The following is a 256-nucleotide window of genomic DNA, read 5'->3' on the forward strand; positions in this document are numbered from 1 at the left end:
GGCGGCGCCCTTACCAGAGCCGACACACATACGCCTCGATGATGCTCAGCGCTGGCGAAAATCCGATGTGGGTTGCTCAGCAAATGGGTCACAAAGACTGGACCATGATCGCCAAGGTTTATGGTCGCTGGATGCCCTCTGCCGACGTGGGAGCCGGAGGGCGCGCAGAGGCTCTTTTTGCAAGTAATGCCAGCGTTATGACAACATCACCTCTAGACCCCGCGTTGTAAGCCGAAAAGATCAAGCTGCAAAAGCT

Annotated in this window: 1 pseudogene; it reads left to right on the forward strand. The window is 56.2% G+C overall.

The features are described from left to right. Positions 1–230: pseudogene (locus SB765_RS31485) on the forward strand (site-specific integrase); the annotation flags it as partial. Positions 231–256: the final 26 nt, after the last annotated feature.

This window comes from Pseudomonas sp. SIMBA_067, assembly GCF_046534675.1.
GTDB lineage: Bacteria > Pseudomonadota > Gammaproteobacteria > Pseudomonadales > Pseudomonadaceae > Aquipseudomonas > Aquipseudomonas putida.